Annotated in this window: 20 protein-coding genes and 1 pseudogene; 13 read left to right on the forward strand and 8 right to left on the reverse strand. The window is 66.1% G+C overall.

Annotation, left to right across the window (positions count from 1 at the left end):
- The 4 genes and pseudogenes from ED208_RS17885 to ED208_RS16520 all read left to right on the forward strand — a co-directional run.
- Window positions 1-120 (forward strand): annotated as a pseudogene (locus ED208_RS17885) (IS30 family transposase); the annotation flags it as partial.
- A gap of 179 nt (window positions 121-299) precedes the next feature.
- The gene (locus ED208_RS16510) at window positions 300-1454 is read left to right on the forward strand and encodes an MFS transporter (protein WP_123213035.1); all 1155 of its coding nucleotides are present in this window, start codon (window positions 300-302) and stop codon (window positions 1452-1454) included.
- Window positions 1455-1497: 43 nt separating this feature from the next.
- On the forward strand, window positions 1498-1776 hold the full coding sequence (locus ED208_RS16515) for a BrnT family toxin (protein ID WP_123213036.1): 279 nt from the start codon (window positions 1498-1500) through the stop codon (window positions 1774-1776).
- A 67-nt stretch (window positions 1777-1843) separates the two neighbouring features.
- Complete coding sequence (locus ED208_RS16520; protein ID WP_123213037.1) at window positions 1844-2089, forward strand: BrnA antitoxin family protein; 246 nt, start codon at window positions 1844-1846, stop codon at window positions 2087-2089.
- A gap of 43 nt (window positions 2090-2132) precedes the next feature.
- Here the strand turns inward: ED208_RS16520 and ED208_RS16525 are convergent, their stop codons facing one another.
- On the reverse strand, window positions 2133-2603 hold the full coding sequence (locus ED208_RS16525) for a winged helix-turn-helix transcriptional regulator (RefSeq protein ID WP_199720654.1): 471 nt from the start codon (window positions 2601-2603) through the stop codon (window positions 2133-2135).
- Window positions 2604-2687: 84 nt separating this feature from the next.
- Here ED208_RS16525 and ED208_RS16530 point away from each other — a divergent pair, with 84 nt between their 5' ends.
- Window positions 2688-3569, forward strand: coding sequence for an SDR family oxidoreductase (locus tag ED208_RS16530; RefSeq protein ID WP_123213038.1), 882 nt, complete (start codon window positions 2688-2690; stop codon window positions 3567-3569).
- A gap of 483 nt (window positions 3570-4052) precedes the next feature.
- Here ED208_RS16530 and ED208_RS16535 read toward each other — a convergent pair whose 3' ends face one another.
- Window positions 4053-4826 carry a DUF2971 domain-containing protein gene (locus ED208_RS16535; protein WP_123213039.1) on the reverse strand — a complete coding sequence of 258 codons (774 nt, stop codon included), beginning with the start codon at window positions 4824-4826 and terminating at the stop codon, window positions 4053-4055.
- A gap of 387 nt (window positions 4827-5213) precedes the next feature.
- Between ED208_RS16535 and ED208_RS16540 the strand changes: the two genes are divergently transcribed.
- The 5 genes from ED208_RS16540 (at window position 5214) to ED208_RS16560 (ending at window position 11175) form a co-directional block, all read left to right on the forward strand.
- Window positions 5214-6038, forward strand: coding sequence for a crotonase/enoyl-CoA hydratase family protein (locus ED208_RS16540; RefSeq protein ID WP_123213040.1), 825 nt, complete (start codon window positions 5214-5216; stop codon window positions 6036-6038).
- 9 nt (window positions 6039-6047) lie between these two features.
- Window positions 6048-6473: a hypothetical protein gene (locus tag ED208_RS16545; protein ID WP_123213041.1), complete on the forward strand. Its 426-nt coding sequence runs from the start codon at window positions 6048-6050 to the stop codon at window positions 6471-6473.
- A gap of 20 nt (window positions 6474-6493) precedes the next feature.
- Window positions 6494-8518 carry an NADPH-dependent 2,4-dienoyl-CoA reductase gene (locus tag ED208_RS16550; RefSeq protein ID WP_123213042.1) on the forward strand — a complete coding sequence of 675 codons (2025 nt, stop codon included), beginning with the start codon at window positions 6494-6496 and terminating at the stop codon, window positions 8516-8518.
- A gap of 179 nt (window positions 8519-8697) precedes the next feature.
- On the forward strand, window positions 8698-9183 hold the full coding sequence (locus tag ED208_RS16555; RefSeq protein ID WP_123213043.1) for a hotdog fold domain-containing protein: 486 nt from the start codon (window positions 8698-8700) through the stop codon (window positions 9181-9183).
- 201 nt (window positions 9184-9384) lie between these two features.
- Window positions 9385-11175 carry an Ig-like domain-containing protein gene (locus tag ED208_RS16560; protein WP_123213044.1) on the forward strand — a complete coding sequence of 597 codons (1791 nt, stop codon included), beginning with the start codon at window positions 9385-9387 and terminating at the stop codon, window positions 11173-11175.
- A gap of 67 nt (window positions 11176-11242) precedes the next feature.
- Here the strand turns inward: ED208_RS16560 and ED208_RS16565 are convergent, their stop codons facing one another.
- Window positions 11243-11650: a hypothetical protein gene (locus tag ED208_RS16565; RefSeq protein WP_123213045.1), complete on the reverse strand. Its 408-nt coding sequence runs from the start codon at window positions 11648-11650 to the stop codon at window positions 11243-11245.
- Between the two features lie 98 nt (window positions 11651-11748).
- Here ED208_RS16565 and ED208_RS16570 point away from each other — a divergent pair, with 98 nt between their 5' ends.
- Entirely contained in the window at window positions 11749-13713 is a 1965-nt protein-coding gene (locus tag ED208_RS16570) for a DEAD/DEAH box helicase (RefSeq protein WP_123213046.1), read from the forward strand.
- Between the two features lie 327 nt (window positions 13714-14040).
- Window positions 14041-15828: an acyl-CoA dehydrogenase C-terminal domain-containing protein gene (locus ED208_RS16575; RefSeq protein WP_123213047.1), complete on the forward strand. Its 1788-nt coding sequence runs from the start codon at window positions 14041-14043 to the stop codon at window positions 15826-15828.
- Window positions 15829-15918: 90 nt separating this feature from the next.
- On the opposite strand, the gene ED208_RS16580 is transcribed toward ED208_RS16575, so the two are convergent.
- The 5 genes from ED208_RS16580 to ED208_RS16600 all read right to left on the reverse strand — a co-directional run bounded on the left by ED208_RS16580 (window position 15919) and on the right by ED208_RS16600 (window position 22507).
- Window positions 15919-17349 (reverse strand): MFS transporter, encoded by a 1431-nt coding sequence (locus tag ED208_RS16580; protein ID WP_123213048.1) that lies wholly within the window; start codon window positions 17347-17349, stop codon window positions 15919-15921.
- A gap of 49 nt (window positions 17350-17398) precedes the next feature.
- Window positions 17399-18088: a pseudouridine synthase gene (locus ED208_RS16585; protein ID WP_123213049.1), complete on the reverse strand. Its 690-nt coding sequence runs from the start codon at window positions 18086-18088 to the stop codon at window positions 17399-17401.
- Between the two features lie 66 nt (window positions 18089-18154).
- Window positions 18155-20185, reverse strand: a complete 2031-nt coding sequence (locus ED208_RS16590) for a reprolysin-like metallopeptidase (RefSeq protein WP_158608601.1) — start codon at window positions 20183-20185, stop codon at window positions 18155-18157.
- A gap of 277 nt (window positions 20186-20462) precedes the next feature.
- On the reverse strand, window positions 20463-21641 hold the full coding sequence (locus ED208_RS16595; RefSeq protein ID WP_123213051.1) for a BaiN/RdsA family NAD(P)/FAD-dependent oxidoreductase: 1179 nt from the start codon (window positions 21639-21641) through the stop codon (window positions 20463-20465).
- Window positions 21641-22507: a LysR family transcriptional regulator gene (locus tag ED208_RS16600; RefSeq protein WP_123213052.1), complete on the reverse strand. Its 867-nt coding sequence runs from the start codon at window positions 22505-22507 to the stop codon at window positions 21641-21643. The genes ED208_RS16595 and ED208_RS16600 overlap by 1 nt, the downstream gene beginning before the upstream one ends.
- A gap of 109 nt (window positions 22508-22616) precedes the next feature.
- Between ED208_RS16600 and leuC the strand changes: the two genes are divergently transcribed.
- On the forward strand, window positions 22617-24029 hold the full coding sequence (gene leuC, locus ED208_RS16605; RefSeq protein ID WP_123213053.1) for a 3-isopropylmalate dehydratase large subunit: 1413 nt from the start codon (window positions 22617-22619) through the stop codon (window positions 24027-24029).
- Window positions 24030-24037: the final 8 nt, after the last annotated feature.

Raw genomic sequence — 24037 nt, forward strand, 5'->3', positions numbered from 1 at the left:
GCCTGGGAGATGAACACCCGCCCCCGCAAAACCCTCGGGTGGAAGACTCCCGCCGAAGTCTTCTTCAACAAATGCTTCGAACAACGCGATCAAAACAACCGTGTTGCACTTGATGCTTGAATCCGCCTTACTTTTCTTTGCAGGAGCAAAGAAAAGTAAGTCGCCAATAGGCGAAAAGAAACTCTCAAGCCCTGCACGCTTAAAAGAGCGCGAACGCGCGAACCACAACCCAGCCGCAGACCAAGACGAAGGCCCAACACCCCCAAGCCGCAAAGGCCATCCACTAAACTGCGCCGCCCATGACGCCCGCCGCCCTCCACACCCGCCTCGGCGGCTACTACTTCTTCTATTACGCGACGGTCGGCGCGTTCATGCCCTACTGGGCGCCATACCTCACAGCGCGCGGCTTCAGCGCCACCGAGATCGGCGTCGCCTACGCCCTGGCCGGGCTGGAGCGAGCAGTGATGCCCTTCGTCTGGGGCTGGATCGCCGACCACAGCGGCCGGCACATCCAGTTGGTGCGCGGCACCAGCCTCGCCTCGCTGATGCTGTTTCTGCTCATCCCCTTCGCCGACGGCATCTGGCAGATCACTGCGGCGATGCTGGCCTACAACCTGTTCTGGCAGGCGCTGCTGCCGCAGTTCGAGGCGGTCTCGCTGGTGCACCTCCAGCACAGCGGCGGCGACTACTCACGGGTACGGCTCTGGGGCTCGGTGGGCTTCGTGGTGTCGGTGCTCAGCCTGGGGCCGCTGCTGGACTGGCTGGGCATCCTGCCCTTGCCCTGGCTGGTGGGCGTGCTGTTCGCAGGCATGGCGGCGGCGAGCTTCCTAGTGCCGCCAACGCCGGTGGCACGCGCCGAGCCCGGCGCCCCTGCACCGGTAGACCTGCTGACCGTGCTGCGCCGGCCCGAGGTGATCGCGCTGCTGCTCGCCTGCCTGTGTTCGCAGATGTCGTTCGCGCCCTACTACAACTTCTTCACCCTGTTCCTGGAGCGCCACGGCCACGCCCGCAGCGTCGCAGGCCTGCTGTGGGCGGTGGCGGTGATCGCCGAGATTGGGTTGTTCATCTACATGAGCCGGGTGATCGCCCGCATCGGCGCGCGCAAGCTGCTGTTGCTGGCGCTGGCGACCACGGCGCTGCGCTGGGGCCTGACCGTGCTGCTGGCCGACCACATCGTCGCGCTGGTGCTGATCCAGCTCAACCACGCGCTCACCTTCGGCGCCTATCACGCCTGCGCGATGCACTACGTGTTCCGGCTGTTCCCGGCGCGGCTGCAAGGGCGCGGGCAGGCGCTCTACAACGCTGCCGCCTACGGCATCGGTGGCTCGGTGGGTAGCCTGGGTGCCGGCTGGACCTGGGACCACATCCGGCCCGAAGCGCCCTTCCTCATCGCGGCGGCCATCGCCACCGTGGGCACCTGGGTGGTGTGGCGCAAGGTGCCAGAACTGCGTTAGCGCCTGCTAGGCTTTACATACAATTTTGTATGTACAATTATTCATGCGCTACGAATGGGACGAAGCCAAACGCGAGGCCAATTTGGTCAAGCATGGCTTGGATTTTGTTCAGGCGGTCTGGGTGCACGAAGCCGATTTCAAGCTGACCATTCCCAGTCCGCGAGGCGACGAGATGCGGTATGTCGACGTGGCAGAGGTGCAGGGACAACTCCTGGTGCTTTCGCTGGTGTACACGCTGCGAGATGAAGCGGTGCGGGTGATCAGCTTGCGCCGCGCCAACGCCCGGGAACGGAGGATGTATGCCGAAATCAAGAGTCGTTAGCTATTCCAGCACCCAACTCCGGTCGATGCAGGCGGAGGACCGCAGCGATTGGGCCCGAGTAAAGCGCATGCGGGATGCCGAGGCGACCGCCAATGCCAAGGGCGATGGGGACAATCCACCGCTCGCTGCGAAGGACTTCGCCAGGGCACAAGCCGTGCGACGGGGACGCCCGGCCTTGGCGGCCGGTCAGCAGAAGAAGTCAGTCACCATCCGGCTGTCTCCAGACGTATTGGCCTACTACAAGGCCCTCGGGCCAGGCTGGCAGGGCCGCATCGACGCCGACTTGCGCCAGCGCGTGAAAGATGGCTCCTGAGTCGCGGGCCTCAGTTCTTAACGAACCTCGGACCTAATCAAGACTAGCGGCCCCCGACTTCCAATCCAGGCAACGGCGCCTCCGTCATCGCCGCTGCGGCATCGAACGCCACGCGCGCCGCGCCAATGCGGGCCTGATTCGCCTCCGCCCAGGCCACCAGCGCGTTCAGTGGCTCCAGCAGCGATTCGCCCAGCGCGGTGAGGCGGTACTCCACGCTCGGCGGCTTGGTGGGGAACACCTGCCGCGAGATCAGGCCGTCGCGTTCCAGGTCGCGCAGGGTCTGCGTCAGCATGCGCTTGGAAATATCCGGCACCGCGCGGCGAATCTCGCCGAAGCGATGCGGACGGCGGGCGAGGGCGATCACGATCAGCGTCGACCACTTGTCGCCCAGCCGGTCGAGCACGCCGCGCACCGGACAGCGGCTGGCGTCGAAGGCCTCGGCGCTCCATTGCTCAAACCGCACCGCCAGGCCCTGACGCGCCGGCAGGCGGTTACTGGGAGGTAACCCGGTCACAAAAAACTGCCTCCTTACAAAGAGGCACAGATGGTCTCACTATGAGACCACGTCTTCAACCTGAACCCTAGAAAGGAGCCCACCATGTCCACCACCACCTCCACCGAAACCCTCGTCATCACCGGCGCCAGCGGCCAGCTCGGCCGCCTCGTGCTCGCCGAACTGCGCTCCCGCGCGCCGAACGCCAAGCTGGTCGGTCTCGTCCGCGACCCGGCCAAGGCGCCGGACCTCGCCGCCCTGGGCGTCGAGCTACGGGTAGCCGACTACGAGAACCCCGCCTCCCTGGTCGCCGCGCTGCGCGGCGCCGACAAGCTGCTGCTGATCTCCTCCAGCGAAATCGGCCGGCGCCTGCCACAGCACCGCAACGTGATCGACGCCGCCAAGGCTGCCGGGGTGAAGCTGCTGGCCTACACCAGCATCCTGCGCGCCGACACCAGCCCGATGAACCTCGCGGTGGAGCACAAGGCCACCGAGGACTACCTCCGCGCCTCCGGCCTGCCTCATGTGCTGCTGCGCAACGGCTGGTACACCGAGAACTACACCGGCAGCGTGGGTGCTGCCTTGCAACACGGCGTGGTGCTCGGCGCCGCCGGGGAAGGACGCATCGCCTCCGCCGCCCGGGCCGACTACGCCGCCGCAGCCGCTGTGGTGCTCGCCAGCACGGCCGCGACGCAAGCGGGCAAGGTGTACGAACTGGCCGGCGACAGCGCCTACACGCTCAGCGAGTTGGCCGCCGAGATCGCGCGCCAGTCCGGCAAGCCGGTGGCGTACAAGAATTTGTCAGAAGCCGAGTACAAGACCTCGCTGGAAGGCTTCGGCCTACCACCGGCTTTCGCCGGCCTGCTGGCCGAGAGCGATGTAAAGGCAGCGGCGGGCTCGCTCTACGACGACGGCAAGGCGTTGAGCCGTTTGATTGGGCGGCTGACGGTGACGCTTACGGAGGCGGTGGCGGCTGCTCTCAAGTAATTGGGGGAGTGGGCGGTCGCCGACTTTGCATGATCGGGCTGGTTGGACAGCCAGATCTAACTGATCTCGGATATTTACTCCGCCCCTTTTTCACCGTGGCCGGCTGGTAGCCCGGATGAAATCCGGGATCGGACTGCCGAACTCGCAAAGTCCCGGATTGCATCCGGGCTACGCTTGCTGACCGGCCACACAATCAACTCAACTCAACCCAACCCAACCCTTTCCTGCGGTTGCACTGGAGAAGACAGCAGATCATGGCGTAGACGGTCGGACCGTCCGGGACCAAAGCCGATAACAAGCGTGAGCGAGGAAAAGCTCGTTGCGAACGTATGGCTCTCCCTGCGCGAATTCCCATGAAGGCTCGGCCCGCATCGCAGGCCCTCGACAAAGCCGGACATACGACTGCAACCACCTTCACACGCCACGATCAGCGATTCACTTCACCAGGGCCTTGTGGGAGGAGTCCATATACGCTGGTTAGGTTTATTCATCTACGCACTCTAAAGAGAACTTGCCGTAAGACATTTTCATGGAGGAGAACGTCACATGCCCCAGCCCGGCGCTGCCACATAAGATTTTAATCCTTTCTTTAAAATCAGGGTCTGATTTGCAACCAAAAATAATCCGCTTAATCGCTGCTGGAGAAACGGCGCAAGCGCCAACATGATTGTTTTTCAGGATTCTAATTTCTTCTTCGTAACTCCAATGTAAACTTTTAGTCGATATTATTTTATCTATCGCCTCTTTCTGATTTATAAAATAATTAGTCGGCTCGTAGCCTTCAACGTATTTTATTTTTATCGGAGTCACAAAAAAATCTAAATCTTTCTCAAGGTCAAACTCAATGACCAATCCCTTATGATAGTCGGCGTAATGTGACCACATGAGGATGTTGTTGTAGTTTCTCGACAGGCACAAAATGCCGAGTCGAGACAGCTTTAATTGTTTTGAACCCTCCAAGGCCGCCTCTAACCTCTCAATGCTAACGGGCTGACTCATTAGAAAATCTCGATCTGGTCGGCCTTCTAGTATATGCTCGCGAAATTTATTCGCGTCGTCGAGGCTGTGCTGCGCCTCAGATAAATGACAGTCAAAGGGGTCGTTAAATGCCGTAGAAAGCGAGAACCATATTTTCTTGCTCTTAAATATTGACTCGGTATTGGACTTTGCGTCTCTATATTTGTATAAATATTTTGGAATCTTCCCCTCATTAAGGGCCTGCAGAAGAAGTGTTGGTTGTAGGGTGCCGTAGCTCATATAAACCTAACGCCAATTAGGCGTCAAAACTGACGTATAACACGGCGCCGTTCCGGCACCGTAGGTACGAATAATCTGGTCCATATCCATGATTCCCTTGAGTTATTGGATGTGAGGTGTCGCCAAGCTTGCTTCGGCAAATGCGTCAACAGATTGGCCATCTCATTCCCTTCCTTCTTCGATATGCCGATGTGATCCCAACACACCGATGATCCAAGCCTAATGCGGGCTTCCTCGATGTGTCCATCCGCCGGTGGCGAGGAGGCCCAAGGCGAAAAGGCGCTCAGCCACCCTGTCCCCACCAACACCCGCCCGCTGTCGCTGCTGCCCTTGCCGAGGGAGGCGCATACCTCCGAGTATGTGTCGCAACCTGACAGGGACTCTTGCATGACCGCCACCACTGCCTCCGCCTCAGCCAGCCGCGTACTCGTCAGCGTCGAGGGCGGCGTCGCCCATGTGCGGCTCAACCGGCCGGACAAGCACAACGGCGTCGATGTGGCGCTGATCGAGGAGCTGATCGCGGTGGCGCGGCGGCTCAAGCGCGACAAGTCGCTGCGGGCGGTGATCCTGTCCGGTGAGGGGCCGTCGTTCTGCGCCGGGCTCGACATCAAGGGCGTGATGGGCGGCGGGCCGCTGAAGGTGGCGCTGGCCTTCCTGCCGCTGTGGAAGCCTTGGGCCAACCGCTACCAGGTGGTCTCCATGATCTGGCGCTCGCTGTCGGTGCCGGTGATCGCGGCGATCCACGGCAACTGCTTCGGTGCCGGCATCCAGTTGGCGCTGGGGGCGGACATCCGCATCGCCGCGCCCGGCAGCCGCATCTCGGTGATGGAGGCGAAGTGGGGTCTGATCCCGGACATGGCCGGCACGGTGCTGCTGCGCGAGGTGCTGCCGCGCGACGTGGCGCTGGAGCTGACCTATACCGGCCGCATCCTCGACGCTGGCGAAGCGCAGGCGCTGGGCCTCATCACCCGCATTGCCGACGATCCGCTCGCTGCCGCCAAGGCGCTGGCGGAACAGATCGCCACCCGCTCGCCGGACTCGGTGGCCGCCGCCAAGCACCTGTTCGACGAGGCCTGGGGCAATAGCGAGTACGGTGCGCTGGCCGCCGAGCGCAAGTGGCAGCGCCGCCTGATCGGCCGTAAGAACCAGCGCGTCGCCAGTGCCCGCAATCTCGGCAAGCCGGATACGCCTTACGTGCCGCGTAGTTGGTAACACCCGGCCATGTATCGCCCCCGCAGTATCGAGAGCCACCCCGAATGGGAGCAGGCCGATCGCATCAAGTGCTACAGCATCACCGCCCATGACGGCCCGGTGATGCCGGCACCGTTCCGCGAGCGCCTGGAAGCGGTGAAGGCGGCGCGCGGCGGCGATTGGGCGCAGCGTCCGGCCTTTGCAATCTTCCATCACGGCGCCACCGGCCTCTATCTGGTGCTGGCCTGGTGGGACAACGGAAACGAGCTGTTCATCTCGGTATCGTTCAAGGGCGAGGCTGGCGACTGGGTAGAAGACCCTTCGCGTCATTCCTTCTGCCTCTACGATCTCGAAGTGATCTGGGCGGAGCGAAACTTTTACATCGAGACTCTCGACTGCACTTGCCCAGATCTCACCGCCTACCGTGGGCGCCGCTTTTCTCAAACTTCCTTCTAGCAACCCTTCAGCCAGTCGCCATGACCAGCCCTTACTCGCACCTGCTCAGCCCCCTTGATCTCGGCTTCACCAGTCTGCGTAACAGAGTCCTCATGGGCTCGATGCACACCGGCCTGGAAGACAAGGCCAAGGACTTCGACAAGCTCGCCGCCTATTTCGAGGAGCGCAGCAAGGGTGGGGTGGGGCTGATGGTCACCGGCGGCTTCGCGCCCAACTGGCAGGGCTGGCTCTCGCCGTTTGGCTCCAAGCTGTCCTCGCGCCGCGAGGTGCCGCGCCACTTGCAGGTGACCGAGGCGGTGCACCGTCACGGCGGCAAGATCGCCTTGCAGTTGCTGCACGCGGGCCGCTACAGCTACCACCCGCTGTCGGTGTCGTCGTCGGCGCACAAGTCGCCGATCAATCCCTTCAAGCCCTCGGCGCTGTCCGGCTGGGGCATCCGCCGCACCATCGCCGCCTATGCGCGCGCCGCCGAGCTGGCGCGCCAGGCGGGGTATGACGGCGTCGAGATCATGGCCAGCGAGGGCTATCTGCTCAACCAGTTCACCTGCAAGCGGGTGAACCGCCGCGACGACGAATGGGGCGGGTCCATCGAGAACCGCTGCCGCTTTCCGGTGGAGGTGGTGAAGGCGGTGCGCAAGGCGGCCGGCAAGGACTTCATCATCGTCTACCGGCTGTCGATGGCCGATCTGGTCGAGGGCGGCAATACCTGGGACGAGGTGGTCTACCAGGCCAAGGCGGTCGAGGACGCCGGCGTCACCCTGCTCAATACCGGCATCGGCTGGCACGAGGCGCGGGTGCCGACCATCGTCACCAGCGTGCCGCGCGCGGCCTTCAGCTTCCCCACGCAGCGCATCCGCAGCGAGGTGAAGATTCCGGTGATCGCCACCAACCGCATCAACACCCCGGAGGTGGCCGAGGGCCTGCTCGCCGGTGGCGTCTGCGACATGGTCAGCATGGCGCGGCCGCTGTTGGCCGACCCGGCCTTCGTCAACAAGGCGGCGGCCGGCAAGGCCGAGACCATCAATACTTGCATCGCCTGCAACCAGGCCTGTCTGGATCACGTCTTCTCGCTCAAGCGCGCGAGCTGCCTGGTCAATCCGCTGGCCTGCTACGAAACCGAGCTGGTGATGAAGCCGGTGACGCAAAAGAAAAAGCTGGCGGTGGTCGGCGCCGGGCCGGCCGGACTGGCGTTCGCCAGCTACGCGGCCGAGCGCGGTCATCAGGTGACGCTGCTGGATCAGGCCGGCGAGATTGGCGGCCAGTTCAATCTCGCCAAGCAGATCCCGGGCAAGGAGGAGTTCCACGAAACCCTGCGCTACTTCGGCGAGAAGCTGAAGAGCACCGGGGTCGATCTGAAGCTCAACACCGTCGCCAGCGTCGAGAGCCTCAAGGCCGCAGGTTATGACGAGGTGGTGCTGGCCACCGGCATCAGTCCGCGCAAGCCGGGCATCCCCGGCATCGACCACCCGAAGGCGGTGAGCTATGTCGATGTGCTGAAAGGCCGGGTGCAGATCGGCAAGAAGGTGGCGGTGATCGGCGCCGGCGGCATCGGCTTCGATGTCAGCGAATACCTGGTGCACGAGGGCGAGAGCCCGACCCTGCACCCCGAGCACTGGTACAAGGAATGGGGCGTGGATGCCACACTCACCGCCGCTGGGGCGCTGGTCGAGAAGCTACCTGCGCCGGCCGCGCGCGAGGTGTACCTGCTCCAGCGCAAGGACGAGGCCCTGGGCAAGCACCTGGGCAAGACCAGCGGCTGGGTGCACCGCACCGCGCTCAAGGACAAGCAGGTGAGGATGATCGGCGGCGTCGAGTACGAGCGCATCGACGACGCCGGCCTGCACATCAAGATCAAGGAGCAGCCGCGCACGCTGGAGGTCGATCATGTGGTGATCTGCGCCGGCCAGGAGCCGCTGCGCACGCTGCAGGCGCCGCTGGAGGCAGCCGGGGTGAAGGTGCATCTGATCGGTGGCGCCCACACTGCCGGTGAGCTGGATGCCAAGCGCGCCATCCGTCAGGCGGCTGAACTGGCCGCTGCGATTTGAGTTCGCAGTACCCCATCTGTCAGGTCGGCGAAAGCCGGCATCCGGCCCCTCGCGAGAGGGACGTTCCGTCCCCCCGCTGACCGCGCCATCCCGGTGCGAAGTCACTGAGTCAGCGGGCGAGTACTGGATTCCGGCTTGCGCCGGAATGACGCCCCCCTTCCTTCATCGGAGTCTCCCCCATGTCCACCAACGAAAAGCCCCGCCTGCTGAAGATGTGGGACCGCGCCCTGCGCCTGCCGCTGGGTCCGCGCGTGTTCACCCGCGCCTTTCAGCTCGCGGCGCCGTACTTCAGCACCCTGCCGATGCTGTTCACCCATGCCGAGCCGGGCCTGGTGCGCGCACGGCTCAAGCACGTGCGCAAGGTGCACAACCATCTCGGCACCGTGCACGCCATCGCGCTCTGCAACCTCGCCGAGGCGGTGATGGGCCTGGCGGCGGAGATCAGCATTCCCGCCAGCCACCGCTGGATTCCCAAGGGCATGACCGTCGCCTACCTGGCCAAGGCCAGGGGCACCATGCACGCCGAGGCGGTGCTGGTGCTGCCCAAGCAGCTGGCCGACAAGCAGGAGATCGCGGTGCCGGTGAGCGTGCGCGACCCCCAGGGTGTCGAGGTATTCACCGCCGAGATCCGCATCTGGGTAACCGCTAAGCCGGCAAAAAGCTGACGCTCGTCGCGCGCCGCTGAATCAGGCTTCTGCGGCAAACGAGGATGGCGTCGGAATTTTGACGCTCACCCCCCAATCCCGACTTTCCCTGGTACCAGGGCGGGATTGCGGTGGTTGACTGTCAGTTCATTTTGAACAGCCGGACGACAGCCGGTAATTTGCGGACTGCGGCGACGGACGCCGAATAAGGGAGTGGCACGGATGCGAATCACAAAATACTGGCTGATCCTGGTGATCAGCTTTCTCAGCGCCTGCGGCGGTGACCTCACCAGCCCGGACTTTTTCCCGCAGTTGAAAGGCGTGGTGGTAGACAGCGCCACCCCCACCAACTTTGACCAGATCGGCCAGACCCGGCAGTACAAGCTGCTGGCGCTGTACTCGACGCCGCCGGGCTCCAATCCGGAGTTCACCACCAAGGAAGTCACCGCTGACGCCTGGCAGAGCACCAATCCGACCGTGGCCAGCGTCAGCGCCAACGGCACCGTCACCGCCTTGCGCAATGGCGCCGCCTCGATCCGTGGCAGCTGGGGCGGCTTCACCAGCGAGCCGTTCAGCCTGAGCGTGGCCGCGCCGGTGCTGAAGAGCATCAGTCTCGACCCGGCTTCCGCTTCGGTGCCGCTGGGCCTGAGCCAGACCATCACCGCCATCGGCAGCTACCAGAAGACCGACGGCAGCACCGAAACCCACACCGTCACCGAGTTGCTCAGCTGGGTGTCCAGCGCGCCGACCGTGGCCAGCGTGCCGGAACAGGGCAGCACGGTCACCGTCAGCACCCTTCAGCAGAACGCCACGCCGGTGCAGATCAAGGCCAGTGCGGTTGCTGCCGACGGCAGCGTGGTCGAGCGCAGCGCGGCGATCACCGTGATCGCGCCGGAACTGCAGCAGGTGGTGGTACTGCGCAGCGACAACGCTGCGAGCCCGCCCTATGCGGTGCCGCGCGGTGCCAGCATCAACCTGGTCGCCAAGGGCATCTATACCGATAGCAGCAACCCGCGCGACATTCCCGGCACGGTGAGCTGGAGTTCTTCCGACCCCGCCGCCACCGTGCTGGCGCTGAGCAACCAGCCCAACGGTTCGGTCGATGTGAAGGGCGTCAGCCTGGGCTCGGCGACGGTGACCGCGACCACCACCAAGAACGATGGCGTCAGCACCGTCAGCAGCGCGCCCGCCAACGTCACCGTTGGGGCCGCCGTGCTGCAATCGCTGGACGGTGCCCGGATCACCCCGGTCCCGGCCAACGTCGCCATCGACGCCAGCCTGCAACTGAATGTCGTCGGAAAGTACACCGACGGCACCGAGGCCATCGTGCCGGCCAGCGAGCTGAACTGGACCTCCTCCAACACCGGCATTGCCACCGTCAGCGCCACTGGCGTGGCGCTCGGCAAGGTGCAGGGCTCGGCGGTGGTCACCGCCACCCTCAAGACCGCCCCGAGCAGCGGCGCCGGCAGCGTCTCCACCACGCTGACAGTGACCGACGCCATCTGCACCGGCCCCTTGCTGGCCACCCAGGGCGCGACCGTGTCCAGCTATACGCTGCCGCTGCTCTGCCTGGCCTGCACGGTCAGCGACGAGACCTCGGCCATCGACAACGACCTGAGCACCTACGCCGGGCTCAACGTCAACCTCGGTCTGCTGGGTGGCTACGCGGAGCTGAAAGTGACCGCGCCGCTGCAGGTACCGATCACCGCCGAAGGCCAGCGCGCCGGCTTCATCATCAGCCGCCCGCCCGGTCAGCTGCTGTCGCTGGCCCTGCTCGGCGCGGTGACCATCGACACCCTGGACGCCAGCGACAACGTGGTGGAAACGGCGGTGACCTTCGATGGCCTGCGCCTGACCCTGCTGGGGGCCTACATCATCGGCCAGGACGCCTACGTGCTGTCGATGCCGGTGACCAAGCCCTACAACAAGCTGCGCTTGCAGATGAATGCCGGCGTGGCGACGCTGGCGCAGTCGCTGCGGGTCAACTCCTCCTGCGCAGTGGCCAGTCAGTAAGGCCAGCCACGCGGAACAAGAAGGGCGCTTCGGCGCCCTTTTTGTTGCCCGCTGTCCGGCTGCGACCTCAGCGTGGCAGCAGCCGCAGCAAGAGGGCGCAGCCAGCGCCCCAGGCGGCATTCAGCAGCAGCGCACCGATCATGATCTTGGGATCGCCACCAGCGGCCATGGCCATGCCCTTGGCCGGCATCACCAGCATCCAGGCCACCACGCTGGGGCCGAGCGCGCCGAGCAGGGTCCACAGCAACCAGTAGCGGCTGCCACGGGCTTCCTGGATCAGCCAGGCGAGGGCAATCGCCCAGAGTCCGCCGAAGAAGGCGAGGGAGACCACCGCCGGTACGCCGAACGGTGGCACCGGCGCGAAGTTCCAGGGCGCGCGCGGCGAACTGCCCAGCCGGTGCAGCAACCAGAGTAGGCCCTGATGGAAGGCGAGCGTTGAGGCAAACCCGGCGGCAAAGCTCTTGAGAAATTGCATATCCGATGCTCCAAGCGATAAACGCCTATAATCCGCGCCGTTTTTCCAGGGCCAGTGACAAATCATGTCGAGTGCCCGCTACGCGCGAGGCGCTCCTAATGTCTGCTGAAACCCCAGTGCCCGTCGAGGGCGCTACTCTCACTTTTGCTGCTCTCGGCCTGCCGGCTCCCCTGCTCGAAGCCCTCGCGGCGGTCGGTTACGAAACCCCGTCGCCGATCCAGGCGGCCACCATCCCGCATCTGCTCACCGGCCGTGACGTGCTCGGCCAGGCGCAGACCGGCACCGGCAAGACCGCCGCCTTCGCGCTGCCGCTGCTGGCGCGCATCGACGCCACCCTGGCCAAGCCGCAGGCGCTGATCCTGGCGCCGACCCGCGAGTTGGCGATCCAGGTCGCCGAGGCCTTGCAGAAGTACGCCGCCCGGCTGCCGGGCTTCCATGTGCTGCCGATCTACGGTGGCCAGAGCTACCAGCCGCAGCTGGCGGCGCTCAAGCGCGGCGTGCACGTGATCGTCGGCACGCCGGGCCGCGTCATCGACCACCTGGATCGCGGCAGCCTCAAGCTCGACCAGCTCAAGACCCTGGTGCTTGACGAGGCCGACGAGATGCTGCGCATGGGCTTCATCGACGATGTCGAGAAGATCCTGCAGCAGACCCCGGCGGAGAAGCAGGTGGCGCTGTTCAGCGCCACCATGCCGCCGCCGATCAAGCGCATCGCCAGCACCTACCTGCGCGAGCCGGCCGAGGTCAGCATCGCCGCCTCGACCAAGACCGCGACCACGGTGCGCCAGCGCTGCCTGATCGTCAGCCCGCACGCCAAGCTCGATGCGCTCACCCGCATCCTGGAAGTCGAACCCTTCGACGGCCTGATCATCTTCACCCGCACCAAGATCGCCACCGAGGAGCTGGCCGACAAGCTGTCGGCGCGCGGCTATTCGGCGGCGGCGCTCAACGGCGACATCCAGCAGCAGCAGCGCGAGCGCACGGTCAACAAGCTCAAGGACGGCGGCCTCGACATCGTCGTCGCCACCGACGTGGCGGCGCGCGGCCTCGACGTTGAGCGGGTCAGCCACGTCATCAACTATGACGTGCCCACCGACCCGGAAAGCTATGTGCACCGCATCGGTCGCACCGGCCGTGCCGGTCGCGAGGGTGACGCCATCCTGTTCATCTCGCCGCGCGAGCGCGGCCTGCTGAAGATGATCGAGCGCACCACCCGCAAGCACATCGAGATGATGGGCCTGCCCAGCGACTCGGCGATCAACGCCAAGCGCACCGCCAAGTTCCAGGCGCAGGTGGTGGATACCCTCAAGCAGACCGCCAAGCTGACGCCGATGCGCGAGCTGGTGGCGCAGCTCGAACAGGAGCTGGGCCGGGAACAGGGTGCCTCCCTGCACGAGATCGCCGCCGCGCTGGCGCTGATGGCGCAGGGCGGCAAGAGCCTGCTGCTGAGTGGCGACAGCGCGCCGGCGCAGACCGTGCGCGAACACTCCTTCGACCGCAGCCCTCGCCCAGGCCACGCCGGCGAGCGCAGCAGCCGGCCGGAGTCGTTCAGCAAGAAGCCGTTCCGCAAGGACGAGGGCAGCACCGGCGAGCGCCCCAGCTTCAAGCCGCCGTTTGCCGGCGCCGAGGAGCGTCCCAGCTTCCGGCCACCCGCGCCGCCCATCTCGCGTAGCGAAGGTGCTGCCAAGCCCTTCCGCGAGCGTCCGGCTTTCGCCGACCGTGACGAGGCGCCGCGCGCCAAGCGCCCGGCCAAGTCCGACGAGGGCATGGAGACCTTCCGCATTGAGGTCGGCCACCAGCACGGCGTGCTGCCGAAGAACATCGTCGGCGCCATCGCCAACGAGGCCGACATCGAAAGCAAGTACATGGGCCGCATCGACATCCGCGACGATCACAGTCTGATCGACCTGCCGGAAGGCATGCCCAAGGAAGTGTTCGAGAAGCTCAAGAAGGTCTGGGTCGCCGGCCAGCGGCTGAGCATCAGCCGGGTGAAGGCGGGCGAGGGCGAGAAGCCGGCCTACAAGAAGAGCTTCAGCAAGCCCAAGCCCCGTTACGAGGGCTGAGCCCGACCAAGCCCCCGGCCGGCAAATCCTGGCCGGGGGCGGTGGCTGCTCAAGAAGTCTCCCCGGCCGAAGAAAATCCTTTTCTGTCAATCAGATAGCAGGTCCGATCCCGGCCTTGTCACACAGCGTCTGTGCGCGCCTACGGCGCCGGACTGCCTCCGGGTGCGAGCCAATCCCGTAGTGCACGGCATGACCAGCAAGCCGGCCCGCCGGGCCTCCCGTCGCAGCGCAACATACTCCCCCGTATCGTCCGGCCGGACGATGCGGTAATCTCGCGCACCTCAATTTTCCCTTCCCATCCACCTTTCACTTTTTGGAGCATTAACCATGGGTCAGTACAACGCCCCGCTGCGCGATATGCAGTTTGTCCTGCACGAGCTGCTCAACGTCGAAGCCGAGCTGAAGGCGATGCCGGCGCACGAGAGCCTCGACGCCGACACCATCAACTCCATCGCCGAGGAAGCCGCCAAGTTCACCCAGAACGTGACCTTCCCGCTCAACCAGAGCGGCGACGAGGAAGGCTGCCACCACGACAAGGCCACCGGCGACGTCAAGGCGCCCAAGGGCTTCAAGGAGGCCTACGCCCAGTACGTGGAAGCCGGCTGGCCGGCGCTGGCCTGCGACCCCGAGTTCGGCGGCCAGGGCCTGCCGGAAGTGGTCAACAACGTGCTGTACGAAATGCTCAACAGCGCCAACCAGGCCTGGACCATGTACCCCGGCCTCACCCACGGCGCCTACGCCGCGCTGCTGGCGCACGGCACCCCGGAGCAGAAGGCCGCCTACCTGCCGAAGATCGTCTCCGGCCACTGGACCGGCACCATGTGCCTGACCGAGTCGCACTGCGGCACCGACCTCGGCCTGCTGCGCACCAAGGCCGAACCGAACGGCGACGGCAGCTATGCCCTGAGCGGCCAGAAGATCTTCATCTCCGCCGGTGAGCACGACCTCGCCGAGAACATCATCCACCTGGTGCTTGCCCGCCTGCCGGACGCGCCGGTCGGCACCAAGGGCATCAGCCTGTTCATCGTGCCCAAGTTCATTCCCAACGCGGACGGCTCCATCGGTGCCCGCAACGGCATCAAGTGCGGCGCCATCGAGCACAAGATGGGCATCCACGGCAACGCCACTTGCGTGATGAACCTGGACGGCGCCACCGGCTGGCTGGTCGGCGAGCCGAACAAGGGCCTCAACGCCATGTTCGTGATGATGAACGGCGCCCGCCTCGGCGTCGGCATGCAGTCCCTGGGCCTGGCCGAAGTGGCGTACCAGAACTCCCTGGCCTATGCCAAGGACCGTCTGCAGATGCGCTCGCTGACGGGCCCCAAGGCCAAGGACAAGCCGGCCGACCCGATCATCGTCCACCCGGACGTGCGTCGCATGCTGCTGACCCAGAAGGCCCACGTCGAAGGCGCGCGCGCCTTCGCCTACTGGTCCGGCCTGATGCTCGACAAGGAGCACAACCACCCGGACGAGAAGGTGCGCAAGGACGCCGCCGACCTGATGGCCCTGCTGACCCCGATCGTCAAGGGCTTCATCACCGAGTACAGCTACATCAGCACCACCATGGGCATGCAGGTCTACGGCGGCCACGGCTACATCAAGGAGTGGGGCATGGAGCAGTACGTCCGTGACGCCCGCATCAACATGATCTACGAGGGCACCAACGGCATCCAGGCGCTGGACCTGCTCGGCCGCAAGGTGCTGTCCGACATGGGCGCCAAGCTGATGAAGTTCGGCAAGCTGGTCACCGAGCTGGTGAAGGCCGAGGCCGGCAACGAGGCCATGAAGGAATTCACCGGCCCGCTCGCCGAGCTGGGCACCGAAGTCCAGAAGGTCACCATGGAAATCGGCCAGAAGGCGATGAAGAACCCGGACGAGGTCGGTGCCGCCTCGGTGCCCTACCTGCACCTGGTCGGTCACTTCGTGTATGCCTACTTCTGGGCGCGCATGGCCAAGATCGCGCTGGAGAAGCAGGACCAGGGCGAGTTCTACAAGACCAAGCTCGCCACCGCGCGCTTCTACTTCGCCAAGCTGCTGCCGGAAACCGCGATGAACCTGAAGCAGATCCGTGCCGGCGCCGACACGCTGATGGCGCTGGATGCCGCCAACTTCTAAGTCTTCGCGCTGTGCCAAAAGGCCGGTCTCTGACCGGCCTTTTTTATTGCCCCTGCGGCGGCGCTGCGGATCAACGCCGCCCGGCGCGGCTCAGTGCAGCGGCGCGCTCGCAGCCGAAGCAGGACCGGATCGCGGCCGCAGCAGCAGGCCACCCAGCAGGGCCGCCAGGGCGGTGAACCCGGCGCCGATCAGGAAGGCCAGCAGATAGCCCTGGTGCAGGGCACTCACCGCCTCGACGCCATCGGCGCGCAGGCCGGCAGTGCGGGCATCGGCGACGCTGGCCAACACCGCCAGACCCAGGGCGCCACCGAGCATGAAGCTGGTGTTGACGATGCCGGAGGCGAGGCCGGAATCGCTTTCCTCGACATCACCCATTGCCGCCAGCAGCAAGGGGTTGAAGGCGAGGCCGGCGCCCAGGCCCAGCAGCAGCATGCCGGGCAGCACGTCGATCCAGAAATTGCCGGCCTGCGGCGCCCGCGCGAACAGCAGCAGGCCGAGCGTGCCCAGCGCCAGGCCCAGCCAGACCGGATGGCGCTGGCCATAACGCATCACGATCCAGGCCGAGAGGCCCAGCGAGAAGGCGGCCATGATCAGGTCGGCGGGCACGAAGGCCAGGCCGACTTCCAGCGGGCTGTAGCCCAGCACCAGTTGCAGGTAGAGCGCGGACAGAAAGAACCAGGCGAACATCCCCGCTGACCACAGCACGCCGATGACATTGGCGGTGGCGAGATTGCGCAGCCGGAACAGGCCCAACGGCATCAGCGGCTGGGCGACCCGAGATTCGATCCACAGGAACAGCGCCAGCAGCAGCGCCGCCAGCCCGAGCAGGCCCAGGGTCTGCACCGACAGCCAGCCCAGCTGGTTGCCGTTGACCACCGCGTACACCGCCAGCATCAGGGCGCCGGTGACGGTGACTGCACCGCCCATGTCCAGGCGCTGCGGCGCGCCGTCCGCGCGTTCGTCGGCCGGCAGCAGGCGTCGGCTGAGCAGGTAGACGGCGATGCCGATCGGCAGGTTGACCAGAAAGATCGAGCGCCAGCTCAGGGTTTCGGTGAGCACGCCGCCGAGCAGGGCACCGATGCTGCCGCCGGCGGCGCAGACGAAGCCGTAGACGCCCATGGCCTTGGCGCGTTCGTCCGGCTCGGTGAACAGCTTGGTGATCAGCGACAGCGCGACGGCGGTGATCACCGCGCCGCCGATGCCTTGCGTGGCGCGGGCGGCAACCAGCAAGGTCTGACTGGCGGCCAGGCCGCAGGCCAGGGAGGCGAGGGTGAACAGCGTCAGCCCGAGCAGGAACAGCCTTCGTTGCCCGTAGAGATCGCCCAGCCGCCCACCCAGCAGCAGCAGGCCGCCGAAGGTGAGCATGTAGGCGTTCACCACCCAGACCAGATCGGTTTCGCTGAAGCCGAGATCGGCCTTGATCGAGGGCAGGGCGACGGTGACGATGGTGGTGTCGAGCACGATCATCAGCACGCCCAGGCAGAGGACGTAGAGGGCCAGCCAGCGGCTGCGGGGGCTCATGAGTGGTGTTCCGGGCAGGCGGTCAATGGGTAGCCGGGGTCGGGTGACTTCAGGCCAGCAGTTGCTGGAGCTCCACGGCCTCCAGGTTGCGCCAGTAGCCGAGTTGCAGCTTGCCCAGCTGGATGTTGACGAAGCGCTCGCGCCGCAGCTGCCGCACCTCGTAGCCGAAGTGCTCGCACATGCGGCGGATCTGGCGGTTGAGTCCCTGGGTGAGCACGATGCGGAAGCTGTACTGATCCACCCGCCAGGCCTCGCAGGGCTTGGTGGTGGTGGCCAGTTCCGCCAGCCGCACGCCGCGCCGCAGGCCAGCGAGAAAGCTCTCGCTCACCGGCCTATCGACGGTGACCACGTACTCCTTCTCGTGCTCGTGCTCCTCGCGCAGCAGGCGGTTGACGATGTCGCCGTCGCTGGTGAGCAGGATCAGGCCCTCGCTGTCCTTGTCGAGGCGGCCGATGGGAAAGATGCGCTGCTCGTGGCCGATGAAGTCGATGATGTTGTCGCGCACCCGCGCCTCGGTGGTGCAGGTCACGCCCACCGGCTTGTTGAAAGCGATGTAGACATGCGCCTGCTCGCGGGCACCGACCGGCGCGCCATCGACGGTCACCAGATCGCCGTCCTCCACCGGGGTGCCCAGCGTGGCGATACGGCGATTGACGGCGACGCGGCCGGATTCGATCCAGGCATCCGCCTCGCGGCGGGAACAGAGACCTTTTTCGCTGAGGAATTTATTGAGACGCACGACGATGATCTGGCGGTGGACCCGGCCGATGAGTATCGGTCACCGGCCGGGACGCTGACCACTGGCTCAGCGCCGACGCACTCGCCGCCGCAGGCCGGCACCAGCCAGGAACAGCAGACTGGCCAGCAGCGGCCAACCGCCGCCGGAACTGCCGTCGGAAGGCTTGCCCGGTGTGCCCGGAGGGGAGTCGGTTGATTTCGCGATGGCGAAGTCGGCGTCGGAAATATCGAAGAAGACGTTGTCGTGACACTTCACCTTCAGACGGGCCGTTTCGCTGGCGCTGTCAGCGGGCAGGGTGATGGCTTCCGAACCGTCGTTGGCCGTTGCACGGAGCAGGGTGATGGGGAAGCTCTGGCCGCCGTCGGTGGACAGCAGCAGATCGACGCTGGAGCAGGAGATGGGGGCGAGATCGGTGCCAGCGACATCCCAGGTCACCGGCAGGCTCATGCCGGTCTTGTAGCTGCCGCCACCATTGGCCTCGGTCAACTGGAACGGACCCGCGTCAACGACGTGAAAGACCAGGTCGGCGCTGGCGACGCCACCGGCTTCAGGCGTTTCAGCGCTACCACCATGGCTGGTGGCCACCCGGTTGTCGCGGACGATCAGGCGAAAGTTCAGGTCGCGAGGGCCGTCCGGCAGACGCTCGCCGATGGTGTGGCTGCCGCTGAGCAGGTCCGATGGCTGCGGGAACACCCGGGTCGGCGACGCCGTCGGCGGGAAGCTGCGGAACAACGGGGCCGTCGCGTCCGGCAGATCAGGGGAGCCGGCGGCGCCGAGGTCGAACTGCTCCCATTGGTAAGTGAGCGCGTCGCCGTCGGCATCGGTGGCGCTGCCGGTCAGTTCGAACGGCGTCTGCTTGGGAATGCTGAAGCCGCCTTCGCCGGTCGAGACTTCCGGCGCGTGGTTGGCGGTGGGGCTGATCACCGCGCAGTCGTTGCCGGTGTCGTCGCGGGTGTAGGCGACGATCTCGTCGAAGCTGGCCGCGTGGAAGGTGTCGATGCTGTGTGGCGCGAGGTCGTCGTCACCGCAAATGCCGGCGTAGGCCATGATCGTGACCCCGCTGCCCGGCTCGTAGGCGGTGCCGGCGTTGCGATTGCCGCCGCCGCAGGCTCCGGTCTCGCTGTTGAAGGTGTGGTTGGCGCCGAACTGATGGCCCATTTCATGGGCAACGTAGTCGATGTAGTAGCCATCGCCCACCGGCTCCGACAGGCCGGTGACGCCCTGGCCCTTGCCGGTGAAACTGCAAACCACGCCGAGGCCGGCGACGCCACCGCCACCCGTGCTGGCGACATGGCCGACATCGTAGTTGGCGTTGCCGATCAGGGTGCTGATCACGGCCGTGTTCACCGCCAGCATCTCCAGGCCGAAGCGGTCGGCATAGGGGTCGAGGATGCGACTGGTGAAGATGATCCGGTCTTCGTTCTCCACCAACTGCAGGCGAATGCCCAGTTCGCGCTCGTAGACGCTGGTGACGCGGTTGACGACATTCACGATTTCCGCCAGCACCTTGGCCTTGTCCGGCCCAAGCGTGGTCAGGTTGCCGTCGGGGTCGTGGAAGCGCGAATACTCGCCATCGGCCGCGAAGGCGAGCCGGTAGGTACGCAGCTCGCCGGCAATGCTGACGCCCTTCGACGCCGCCTTGCTGGCCCAGGCCGCGCCCTTGGCGCGACGGGCGGCGATCTGCGCCGGCTCGGCCAGCAGTTGATCGGCCGGGAACCCGGCGCGGCGCGGCAGATCACGCTTGAAGTAGCTGAGGTAGTTGGCCGTCTCACCGCGGGAATGGGGGTCGATGAATATCTGCCCCTGAGGCGAGAAGATCATGCCGTGCAGACCGCGCGGACCGATGTCGAAACGGCCGGTGGTGCCGGGTTCGTCGAGGCTGCTACCGGCGTAGGTCCGAATCTCCGGATAGCGGGCGGCGAGCCCCGGCGCCATCACCGCCGTTTCGACCATGCGGAAGCGCTGACTGCGGCCGTCCGGCATCGGCAGGCTGATCACCGTGCTCGACGCCCGGCCCTCGGCCGGTGCGGTCGCCAATTGGCTGCGCAGCCCGCTGTAGTCGATGGCGAAGCTGCGCGCCACGCGGGGGACGATCAAGCGCTCGCCAACCGGGGTGATGGCTGACGACGCGACGTCTTTCCAGAGCCGGGACTCCGGTGCGGCAAGGACTGGCACAGACAGAGTGAAAACTAGCAGCAGGCTGCCGGCCAGGAGTGTGGTCGTCGAGTGGGGCATGGCGCCTTTGGAGGGGTTGGAGCGGGGTATGCCGCCAGTCCCGAGGGTGAAGCAAACACGATGCCATCGTCAGGTCGCGTCCGCTCGCCCCGGAAGCAGCAACGCCCCGATGGCGGGCGAGCCGGGCGACAACAGGCGCTTACAGCGCGGTCGCGCAGGCTGAAGCCGAGGCCCAAGCCCAGTGAAAGTTGTAGCCGCCCAACCAACCGGTGACATCCACCACCTCGCCGATGAAGTGCAGCCCCGGCGCGCGCTTCGACTCGAAGCTGGTGGACGACAGCTCGCGGGTATCGACGCCGCCTAGGGTGACTTCGGCGGTGCGATAGCCCTCGGTACCGTTGGGGCTGATTGGCCAGGCGTGCAGGGCGGCGGCGATAGCCTTGCGCTCGGCCGGGATCAGCTGGCGCATCAGCTTGTTGGCCGGCGTGTGCAGTTCGGCAAAGCGCTGGGCGAAGCGCTTGGGGAACAGATCACCGAGCACCGTGCGCAGCTCGGACGCCGGTCGGGCCTGCTGCTGCTCGGCCAGCCAGCTCTCGGCCTCGCCCTGCGGGAACAGGTCGATGCGCAGCGGCTCGCCTGGCTGCCAGTAGTTGGAGATCTGCAAGATCGCCGGGCCGGAGAGGCCGCGATGGGTGATCAGCAGCTGGTTGCGGAAGCTCATCCTGCCGGCGCTGGCCTCGACCGGCAGTGCCAGGCCGGAGAGATCGTTCCATTGCTCCAGCGGTTTGCCGGAAAGCGTCAGCGGCACCAGCCCGGCCCGTGTCGCCAGCACGCTGTGCCCTAACTGCCGCGCCAGCCGGTAGCCGAAGTCGCTGCCGCCCAGCGTGGGGATCGACAGGCCACCGCTGGCGACCACCAGTTTGCTAGCGGTGTAGCGGCCCTGCGCGGTCTGCACCCGATAGCCGCCGTCGATGGCGTCCACCGACTCGGCGGCGGCACTGGTCAGGAGACGCACACCGGCCGCCGCGCATTCGTCCAGCAGCATCTGCAAAATCTGCTTGCTGGAGTCGTCGCAGAACAGCTGGCCCAGCTCCTTCTCGTGATAGGCGATGCCGTGCTTATCGACCAGGGCGATGAAGTGCTCGGGCCGGTAGCGGGCCAGCGCCGACTTGCAGAAGTGCGGATTGGCCGAGAGATAGTTGGCCGGGCCGACTTCGAGATTGGTGAAATTGCAGCGCCCGCCGCCGGACATCAGGATCTTCTTGCCGGGCTTGTTGGCGCTTTCCAGCACCAGCACCCGCAGGCCGCGCTGGCCGGCGCTGAAGGCGCAGTACAGGCCGGCGGCCCCGGCGCCGAGGATGAGAACGTCGTAGTCCATCAGGGCGCAGGAAGCTGGTCGAGCAGAGCCAGGGCGGCAGAGGACAGGGTGCGCTTCTCGTGCCAGACCACGCCCAGCTCGCGTTCCAGCGCCAGCTCGCGGATCGGCAGGGCGATCAGATCCTGATCGAGCATGGAACGCGGCAGCACGCTCCAGCCCAGGCCGATCATCACCAGCATCTTCAGGGTTTCCAGGTAGTTGGTGGCCAGGCGGATGCGCGGCGTCAGGCCGTGGCGGGTGAGCGCCGCAGTGACGATGCGGTGGGTGTAGGTGGCCTCGTCGGGCAGCACCGCCGGATGTTCGGCGAGGTCAGCCAGCTCCGGCTTCTTGAGCCCCGCCAGCGGATGCGCTGGCGCCACCACCACCGACAGCGGGTCGGGCCAGACCAGGCGCGATTGCAGATGCGCCAGCGGCTGGGTGGGCAGGGTGACGATGCCCAGTTCCAGCTTGCCGGCCAGCACTGCCTCGCAGGCGACTTCCGAGTCCATGAACTGGATGTCGAGATCGACGTCCGGATAGGCCAGGGTGTAGGCACGCAACACCGGCGGCAGGCGGTGCAGACCAATGTGATGGCTGGTGCCGATCGACAGCCGGCCCTCGACCTTTTCCGACAGCTGCGAGAGCGCGCGACGGCCGTCCTCGATGTCCGCCAGCGCCCGCCGCGCATAGGGCAGCAGGGCGCGGCCGGCGTCGGTCAGGGTCACCTGCCGGCCGACCCGGTCGAACAGGCTGCGGCCCAACTGCGCCTCCAGCGTCGCGATGCGCTTGCTGACCGCCGGTTGCGACAGAAACAGCCGCTCCGCAGCCTTGGAAAACGAGGCGGTGTCGGCGACTTCCAGAAAGGCGGCCAGGGCTTGGGTATCCATGCCGTTGATTATGCCTTAGCGGCATCAACTTCATGACAACGATTCATTGGCGTTATGCGACTGCGGCGCATAGGATGCGCGGCGTTCGATACCCCCCGCGAGGTCCGCCATGTCCGCCAGCCAGCCCCAGACCCTGTACGACAAGCTGTGGGAGGCCCACGTGGTGCGCTCCGAGCCGGACGGCACGGCGCTGCTCTACATCGACCGCCATCTGGTGCACGAAGTCACCAGCCCGCAGGCCTTCGAGGGCTTGCGCGACGCCGGCCGTTTGCCCTGGAAGCGCCTGGCCAATCTGGCGGTGCCCGACCACAACGTGCCGACCACCGACCGCGCCGCCGGCATCGCCGACCCGATCTCGCGCGAGCAGGTCGATGCGCTGGACCGCAACGTCAAGCACTTCAACGTGCCCTACATCCCGCTGGCCGACCTGCGCCAGGGCATCGTCCACGTCGTTGGCCCCGAGCAGGGCGCGACCCTGCCGGGCATGACCGTGGTCTGCGGCGATAGCCACACCGCCACCCACGGCGCCTTCGGGGCGCTGGCCTTCGGCATCGGCACCAGCGAGGTCGAGCATGTGCTGGCCACCCAGTGCCTGGTGCAGAAGAAGAGCAAGTCGCTGCTGATCCGGGTCAACGGCCATGTCGGTCCGGGCGTCACCGCCAAGGACATCGTGCTGGCGATCATCGGCCGTATCGGCACTGCCGGCGGCACCGGCTACACCATCGAGTTCGCCGGCGAGGCGATTGCGGCGCTGTCGATGGAAGGCCGCATGACCGTCTGCAACATGGCCATCGAGGCCGGTGCCCGCGCCGGCCTGATCGCGGTGGACGACACCACCATCAACTACGTGCAGGGCCGCCCGCTGGCGCCCAAGCCCGAGCACTGGCAGCAGGCGGTGAGCTGGTGGAAGACCCTGCATTCCGACGCCGGGGCCAAGTTCGACCGCGTGGTCGAGCTGGACGCCAGCGCCATCCAGCCGCAGGTCACCTGGGGCACCAGCCCGGAGATGGTGGTGTCGGTCGATGGCCGGGTGCCCGACCCGGCGCAGGAGGCCGATGCGGTCAAGCGCGGCGGCATGGAAAAGGCTCTGGCTTACATGGGCCTGAAGGCCGGCACCGCGATCGGCGACATCGCCATCGACAAGGTGTTCATCGGCAGCTGCACCAATGCCCGCATCGAGGATCTGCGCGCCGCCGCCAGCGTGGTGCGCGGCAAGTCCAAGGCCGCCAACGTCAAGCTGGCGCTGGTGGTGCCGGGCTCCGGCCTGGTGAAGCAGCAGGCCGAGCAGGAAGGCCTGGACGCGATCTTCAAGGCCGCCGGCTTCGAGTGGCGCGAGGCCGGCTGCTCGATGTGCCTGGGCATGAACGACGACCGCCTGGCGCCCGGCGAGCGCTGCGCCTCGACCAGCAACCGCAACTTCGAAGGCCGCCAGGGCGCCGGTTCGCGCACCCATCTGGTCAGCCCGGCGATGGCGGCGGCGGCGGGCATCGCCGGCCATTTCGTCGACGTGAGAACCCTGTAGGAGCGGGC

The sequence above is a fragment of the Stagnimonas aquatica genome, assembly GCF_003730135.1.
Lineage (GTDB): Bacteria > Pseudomonadota > Gammaproteobacteria > Nevskiales > Nevskiaceae > Stagnimonas > Stagnimonas aquatica.

Excerpts from the sequence above, each read along its gene's own strand:
- ED208_RS16510 (WP_123213035.1), top strand. The coding sequence starts at position 300 with ATGACGCCCGCCGCCCTCCACACCCGCCTCGGCGGCTACTACTTCTTC.
- ED208_RS16515 (WP_123213036.1), top strand. The coding sequence starts at position 1,498 with ATGCGCTACGAATGGGACGAAGCCAAACGCGAGGCCAATTTGGTCAAG.
- ED208_RS16520 (WP_123213037.1), top strand. The coding sequence starts at position 1,844 with ATGCGGGATGCCGAGGCGACCGCCAATGCCAAGGGCGATGGGGACAAT.
- ED208_RS16530 (WP_123213038.1), top strand. The coding sequence starts at position 2,688 with ATGTCCACCACCACCTCCACCGAAACCCTCGTCATCACCGGCGCCAGC.
- ED208_RS16535 (WP_123213039.1), bottom strand. The coding sequence starts at position 4,826 with ATGAGCTACGGCACCCTACAACCAACACTTCTTCTGCAGGCCCTTAAT.
- ED208_RS16540 (WP_123213040.1), top strand. The coding sequence starts at position 5,214 with ATGACCGCCACCACTGCCTCCGCCTCAGCCAGCCGCGTACTCGTCAGC.
- ED208_RS16545 (WP_123213041.1), top strand. The coding sequence starts at position 6,048 with ATGTATCGCCCCCGCAGTATCGAGAGCCACCCCGAATGGGAGCAGGCC.
- ED208_RS16550 (WP_123213042.1), top strand. The coding sequence starts at position 6,494 with ATGACCAGCCCTTACTCGCACCTGCTCAGCCCCCTTGATCTCGGCTTC.
- ED208_RS16555 (WP_123213043.1), top strand. The coding sequence starts at position 8,698 with ATGTCCACCAACGAAAAGCCCCGCCTGCTGAAGATGTGGGACCGCGCC.
- ED208_RS16560 (WP_123213044.1), top strand. The coding sequence starts at position 9,385 with ATGCGAATCACAAAATACTGGCTGATCCTGGTGATCAGCTTTCTCAGC.
- ED208_RS16565 (WP_123213045.1), bottom strand. The coding sequence starts at position 11,650 with ATGCAATTTCTCAAGAGCTTTGCCGCCGGGTTTGCCTCAACGCTCGCC.
- ED208_RS16570 (WP_123213046.1), top strand. The coding sequence starts at position 11,749 with ATGTCTGCTGAAACCCCAGTGCCCGTCGAGGGCGCTACTCTCACTTTT.
- ED208_RS16575 (WP_123213047.1), top strand. The coding sequence starts at position 14,041 with ATGGGTCAGTACAACGCCCCGCTGCGCGATATGCAGTTTGTCCTGCAC.
- ED208_RS16580 (WP_123213048.1), bottom strand. The coding sequence starts at position 17,349 with ATGAGCCCCCGCAGCCGCTGGCTGGCCCTCTACGTCCTCTGCCTGGGC.
- ED208_RS16595 (WP_123213051.1), bottom strand. The coding sequence starts at position 21,641 with ATGGACTACGACGTTCTCATCCTCGGCGCCGGGGCCGCCGGCCTGTAC.
- ED208_RS16600 (WP_123213052.1), bottom strand. The coding sequence starts at position 22,507 with ATGGATACCCAAGCCCTGGCCGCCTTTCTGGAAGTCGCCGACACCGCC.
- leuC (WP_123213053.1), top strand. The coding sequence starts at position 22,617 with ATGTCCGCCAGCCAGCCCCAGACCCTGTACGACAAGCTGTGGGAGGCC.